This window comes from Streptococcus sp. HF-1907, assembly GCF_015594605.1.
Classification (GTDB): Bacteria; Bacillota; Bacilli; order Lactobacillales; family Streptococcaceae; genus Streptococcus.
On record NZ_JADNQT010000015.1, the window covers coordinates 41,596 to 47,595 of the forward strand.

The 6,000-nt window shown below is 42.4% G+C and carries 4 protein-coding genes and 2 pseudogenes; 4 read left to right on the top strand and 2 right to left on the bottom strand.

Features of this window, described 5'->3' with window-relative positions:
- Window positions 1–47 precede the first annotated feature (47 nt).
- Entirely contained in the window at window positions 48–2,240 is a 2,193-nt protein-coding gene (locus IYQ92_RS08290; protein ID WP_195676219.1) for an ABC transporter substrate-binding protein/permease, read from the top strand.
- Window positions 2,240–2,980, top strand: coding sequence for an amino acid ABC transporter ATP-binding protein (locus tag IYQ92_RS08295; RefSeq protein WP_195676220.1), 741 nt, complete (start codon window positions 2,240–2,242; stop codon window positions 2,978–2,980). Before IYQ92_RS08290 ends, IYQ92_RS08295 begins: the two co-directional genes overlap by 1 nt.
- A gap of 102 nt (window positions 2,981–3,082) precedes the next feature.
- On the opposite strand, the gene IYQ92_RS08300 is transcribed toward IYQ92_RS08295, so the two are convergent.
- Both IYQ92_RS08300 and IYQ92_RS08305 read right to left on the bottom strand, forming a co-directional pair.
- On the bottom strand, window positions 3,083–4,531 hold the full coding sequence (locus tag IYQ92_RS08300) for an alpha-amylase (RefSeq protein ID WP_195676221.1): 1,449 nt from the start codon (window positions 4,529–4,531) through the stop codon (window positions 3,083–3,085).
- Window positions 4,532–4,787: 256 nt separating this feature from the next.
- Entirely contained in the window at window positions 4,788–5,240 is a 453-nt protein-coding gene (locus tag IYQ92_RS08305) for a zinc-binding dehydrogenase (protein WP_229311359.1), read from the bottom strand.
- A 178-nt stretch (window positions 5,241–5,418) separates the two neighbouring features.
- Here IYQ92_RS08305 and IYQ92_RS08310 point away from each other — a divergent pair.
- Together IYQ92_RS08310 and IYQ92_RS08315 are read left to right on the top strand one after the other, a co-directional pair.
- Window positions 5,419–5,823: pseudogene (locus IYQ92_RS08310) on the top strand (type IIL restriction-modification enzyme MmeI); the annotation flags it as partial.
- 105 nt (window positions 5,824–5,928) lie between these two features.
- Window positions 5,929–6,000, top strand: a pseudogene (locus IYQ92_RS08315) (transposase); the annotation flags it as partial.

Here is a 6,000-nt window from a genome sequence, read left to right on the forward strand (position 1 = left end):
CTTAAATTTTGCTATAATGATAGACATATTATTAAAAGGAGACTAACATGAAGCACACATTTAAAGCTATTATGCTAGCAATGCTCTCAGTATTCTTTGTGTTTGGCGCTAAAGCCAGCGCTGATACGATTTCAATTGTTTCAGACACAGCTTACGCTCCATTCGAATTTAAAGATTCTGATCAAGTTTATAAAGGAATTGACGTTGATATTATCACGGAAGTTGCCAAACGTGCTGGATGGGATTACCAACAGACTTATCCAGGTTTTGATGCTGCGGTTAACGCCGTTCAATCAGGACAAGCTGACGCCCTCATGGCAGGAACAACTGTCACTGCTGCCCGTAAAAAAGTATTCACTTTCTCGGACACTTATTACGACACAGCTGTTGTGCTCTACACCAAGAGCAACAATAAAATTACGAAATACTCTCAACTTAAAGGAAAAACGGTTGGGGTGAAAAACGGGACCGCTGCTCAAGCCTTCCTTGATAAAAACAAGGACAAATACGGCTACACAGTAAAAACATTTGACACCAGCGATTTGATGAACAACAGTTTGGATTCTGGTTCTGTTGATGCTGCGATGGATGACCAACCTGTCGTTCAATACGCTATCAACCAAGGGAAAAACTATGCCATCAATATGGACGGTGAAAAAGTTGGTAGCTTTGCCTTTGGTGTTAAAAAAGGTAGCAAAAACGAACACCTCATCACTGAGTTCAACACTGCTTTGAAAGCGATGAAAGAAGATGGAACTTATGATTCTATCATGTCTAAATGGTTAGGAACAAGCTCAAGCACCTCTGAATTGAAATCAACAGGCGATGCCAAAGCTAAAGCGACACCTGTTAAATCAACATACAAAATCGTTTCTGACTCTTCATTTGCCCCATTTGAATACCAAGATAGCTCTAATAAATACACTGGCTTTGACATGGACTTGCTTAAAGCCATCGCTAAACAACAAGGTTTCAATCTAGAAATCTCAAACCCTGGTTTCGATGCGGCACTTAACGCTGTTCAATCAGGACAAGCTGACGCTGTTATCGCTGGTGCAACCATCACCGATGCCCGTAAAAAAATCTTCGACTTCTCAGATGCTTACTACACTGCCAATATTATCCTTGCAGTTAAATCTGGTAGCAAAGTCAAAGCCTACGATGACCTCAAAGGTGCCACTGTCGGTGCTAAAAATGGTACTGCCTCATACACATGGCTTGAAGAAAACAAAGATAAATATGGTTTCTCAATCAAGGCCTTTGATGAAGCGTCTACTATGTACGATAGCTTGAACTCAGGGTCAATCGATGCTCTGATGGATGACGAAGCTGTACTAGCTTATGCTATCAAACAAGGACGTAAATTTGAAACACCAATCAAAGGTGAATCCTCTGGTGAAATCGGATTTGCCGTTAAAAAAGGTTCTAACCCTGAGTTGATTGAAATGTTCAACAACGGTCTTGCTGCTCTTAAAGCTAACGGTACTTACGACAAACTCGTTAAGAAATACTTGTCAACTACAAGCACTTCATCAGCTTCAAGTTCAAGTAAAAAATCCTCTACCGCAGACGAAACAACCATCACTGGTTTGATCTCAAACAACTACAAACAATTGCTCGGTGGTCTTGGAACTACAATCAGCTTGACCTTGATTTCATTTGCCATCGCTATGGTCATCGGTATCCTCTTTGGTATGATGAGTGTGGCGCCAAGCAATGTTCTTCGTACAATCGCTGCTATCTTCGTTGATGTTGTCCGCGGTATTCCATTGATGATTGTGGCTGCCTTCATTTTCTGGGGTATTCCAAACCTTATTGAAAGCATCACTGGTCACCAAAGCCCTATTAATGACTTTGTTGCGGCAACTATCGCGCTTTCGCTCAATGGCGGAGCTTATATTGCCGAAATCGTCCGTGGTGGTATCGAAGCTGTTCCTAGCGGTCAAATGGAAGCCAGCCGCAGCTTGGGGATTTCCTATGGAACAACCATGCGCAAGGTTATCTTGCCACAAGCTGTTAAGCTCATGCTTCCAAACTTTATCAATCAGTTTGTCATCTCCCTCAAGGATACAACCATCGTATCTGCTATCGGTTTGGTAGAACTCTTCCAAACTGGTAAAATCATCATCGCTCGTAACTACCAATCCTTCCGTATGTATGCTATCTTGGCAGTTATCTACTTGATTATGATTACGATTTTGACAAAATTTGCTAAACGCTTAGAAAGGAAGATGAAATAATGGCTGACTTAAAAATTGATGTTCAAGATTTGCATAAATCTTACGGACAAAATGAAGTCCTCAAAGGCATTGACGCCAAATTCTACGAAGGCGATGTCGTTTGTATCATCGGTCCTTCTGGTTCTGGGAAATCAACTTTCCTTCGTACGCTCAACTTGCTTGAAACCATCACTAGCGGACGCGTTATCGTTGACGGTTATGAATTGTCAGATACTAAAACAGATCTCGACAAGGCGCGTGAAAATATCGGCATGGTATTCCAACACTTCAACCTCTTCCCCCACATGTCAGTGCTCGACAATATCACCTTTGCTCCTGTAGAGCTTGGGAAATATTCCAAAGAAGAGGCTGCAAAAGTCGGGATGGAATTGCTTGAAAAAGTTGGTTTGGCAGATAAGGCTGACGCGAAACCAGACAACCTGTCTGGTGGTCAGAAGCAACGTGTGGCTATCGCTCGTTCATTAGCCATGAATCCTGACATCATGCTCTTTGACGAACCAACCTCAGCCCTTGACCCTGAAATGGTCGGCGACGTTCTTAACGTTATGAAGGACTTGGCTGAACAAGGCATGACCATGCTCATCGTTACCCACGAAATGGGCTTTGCCCGCAAGGTTGCCAACCGCGTCATCTTCACAGACGGTGGCCAATTCATCGAAGACGGCACACCAGAAGACATCTTCGACCATCCAAAACACCCACGTTTGAAAGAATTCCTAGACAAGGTTTTGAACGTGTAATCGTACAAAAAAACGCTGAAACCAGCGTTTTTTTTGTGAGCTCTACAAGACTGTAAACATTTATAACATACCGCAAGTTGACAGTAAGACTATCTTAATAGCTTAACAAGTCCAAGCGCTGACTGACTTTGCTGAAACAAGAAAATCTCCCCAACCGTCATCATTTATGATGACCTCGTCTGGACAACTTCCCAAATAATCTGTGAACTTGATACCTGCCCATTTTTTTCCGATAAACATGGATTTATGACTAGCCTCATTATTGCTAATCAAAACTGCAAGGGGGGCATATTCTTCATCACCCAGTCTAGTCCAGCCGATACAGTTAGCATCGTCTTCTAAATAATCAGTTTGCTCACCATAGGACCTCGTCTGTCTCAATTCCAAGAGCCTATTAATAATGACTTGGAAGCTTTCTTGTGCAAATTCACCTTTAATACCATAGTAGTCTCCAAAGAAAACACAGGGAAGTCCTTCTTGACGCAGTAAAATCATGGCATAGGCGGCTGGTTTAAACCATTCTTCAACGGTTGATTCTAGCGCTTGTCCACGCTGTGTATCATGATTGTCAACAAAAGTGACCGCAGACATAGGATGGTTACTTGCTAAGCTTCCGTCAAAAATGTGACGTAAATCATATGCTTCACCTGATTGACTAGCTTCAAAAAAATTATGATGTAGCGTCACATCAATAAGGTCGAAACGATGATCGATGCTATCCAGATAATTATCGACAGCTTCCTCATCATTCTTCCAAAACTCACCAAAAACATAAAAATCGTCACCGTATTTTTCCTTGATATCACGGATAAAATTTTTCATGAAAAAAGAGTCGATATGCTTAACGGCATCAAGTCTGAAACCTTCAATACCTGTTGTCTCAATGAACCAATCTGCCCAGTCATAGATATTTTGAACGACCTCAGGGTGTTTGAAATCAAGGTCGGCGTACATGAGATAGTCGTAGTTGCCGTTCTCATCATCTACTAAATCATCATCTGCCCAACCTTTGTTATCACCTTGAATCTCGTATATACCTGTTTTTCCTGTTCTGTTATCAAAGTCCGTTCCTGTAAAATGATACCAATGCCACTCAAAGTCATTGTAAGCCTTATGCCTTCCCTCAAAGGTAAAGTTGGTCCACCCTTCAATTTCAAATGGCTCACTGACCTGACTTTTCCTATCATTGGCGTCAACTTCGATGACTTCAAAGCGTTCAGTATGATCTGCAGAAGCCTTGTGATTTAGCACAACATCTGCAATAGGGCTAATGCCATTGTCTTTTAAGGCTTGAATAGCAGCTAGATAATCATCTTTGCTGCCATACTTGGTACGAATGGTCCCTTTTTGATTAAATTCACCTAGGTCAAAAAGATCATAAACACCATAGCCAACATCACCAGAAGAAGTTCCCTTAAAAGCAGGTGGCATCCATACTTTTCGAATCCCTTTTTGAGCTAAATGCGGAGCATCCTCAGCCAAATGTTTCCAATGTTTTCCGTCATTTGGTAAATACCATTCAAAATATTGCATCAAGGTTTCATTTATCATTTTAACTACCTCTGACTTTCTATAGTTGATATTATAACATACTTCAAAAACCGTGTGATATGTATTTAAAAGGATTTGCAGTATCTGTAGTAGGTAAATCCTTCATGTTTAATGTCAATCTTTCAGATTATAAAGACTAGAATATTATAACCAAACCCCTCCTCTCTTCGGCTATCAAAATAGAGAGAATCACTGTGATTCTCTCTCAATGTTACTAATATGCCCCCCACTACAGTTGATAGTGGACCTCTTATAGTTAGTTGTTAACTCTAAGGACTGACTTACCTTTGGAGTGTCCGTTCTTCAGTTTGGCGATGACTTGGTTAATGTTTTTGAAGTCGTAGATGGTGTCGATTGAGACGGGGACTTGGCCTTCTATCAGGATTCTTGAAACATCTGCTAGGTCCTTGCCGCTTGACTGGGCGAAGATGAAGTCGTAGCGTTGATTGTTTTGGGATGCTACTTTGTCATATTTGCGTCCGACTAGGCCAAAGAGAAATTGTTTGAAGGCTGACATGCCCATACGTTTGGCGAAGACCTTGTTTGGCATGGCGTTGAGTGAGACCATAGCTCCGCCATTTTTTAAAATCTTAAAGAGTTTCATGGTGTCTTCGCCACCTAGGGTATCGATGACGTAATCAACATCTGACAAGACGTCGACGAAATCTTCTGTCTGGTAATCGATAAACTTGTCCACACCAAGTGCCATCAAGCGGTCTTTATGGGTCGCTCTGCCATTGGTCACCACACGCAAAACGTGAGCTTTAGCCAGTGGAATGGCTAGCGCGCCGGAACCGCCAGTCCCACCGGTGATGAAAATGGTCTTGCCAGCCTCGACCTTGAGCAAATCCAGCGCCTGATAGGCGGTCAGTGCGGTCAGCGGCACTCCTGCCGCCACTCTCTACCACTTCGGTATCCTCACTTCCAACGTTCACATTGCTTGGATGCGGACGGTGGCTGGTCGCCTTGAAATGCGTTACCAATATTCAGCAACTATTGTCTATAATAACTTCCCTTGACCTAGTCCATCAGATAAAGCCAAGGCCAAGATTGAGCAAACCGCGCAAGACATTCTTGATGCGCGTGCCCTTTATCCTGACAGCAGTCTAGCTGACCTCTATGATGAACTGACCATGCCAGCTGAACTCCGCCGTGCCCACCAAGCTAATGACAAGGCAGTCATGGAAGCCTACGGCTTGACCAAGGTTGCTGACGGCAAAAAAACTTGGCTGACCGAGAGCGAAACGGTTGAGAAACACTTTGAGATGTATGAGGAGATGACCAAGAAATAGCCCTCCTTAAGCTCTTGTTAGCAGTGTCATACTAAAAAAAACGCTGGTCATGAACTGCACCCCAAAAGTTAGACAGAAAAAATCTAACTTTTGGGGTGTTTTATAATGAAATTAACTTATGAAGATAAAGTTCAAATATATGAATTGAGAAAGCAAGGAGAGAGCTTTAGACAGCTT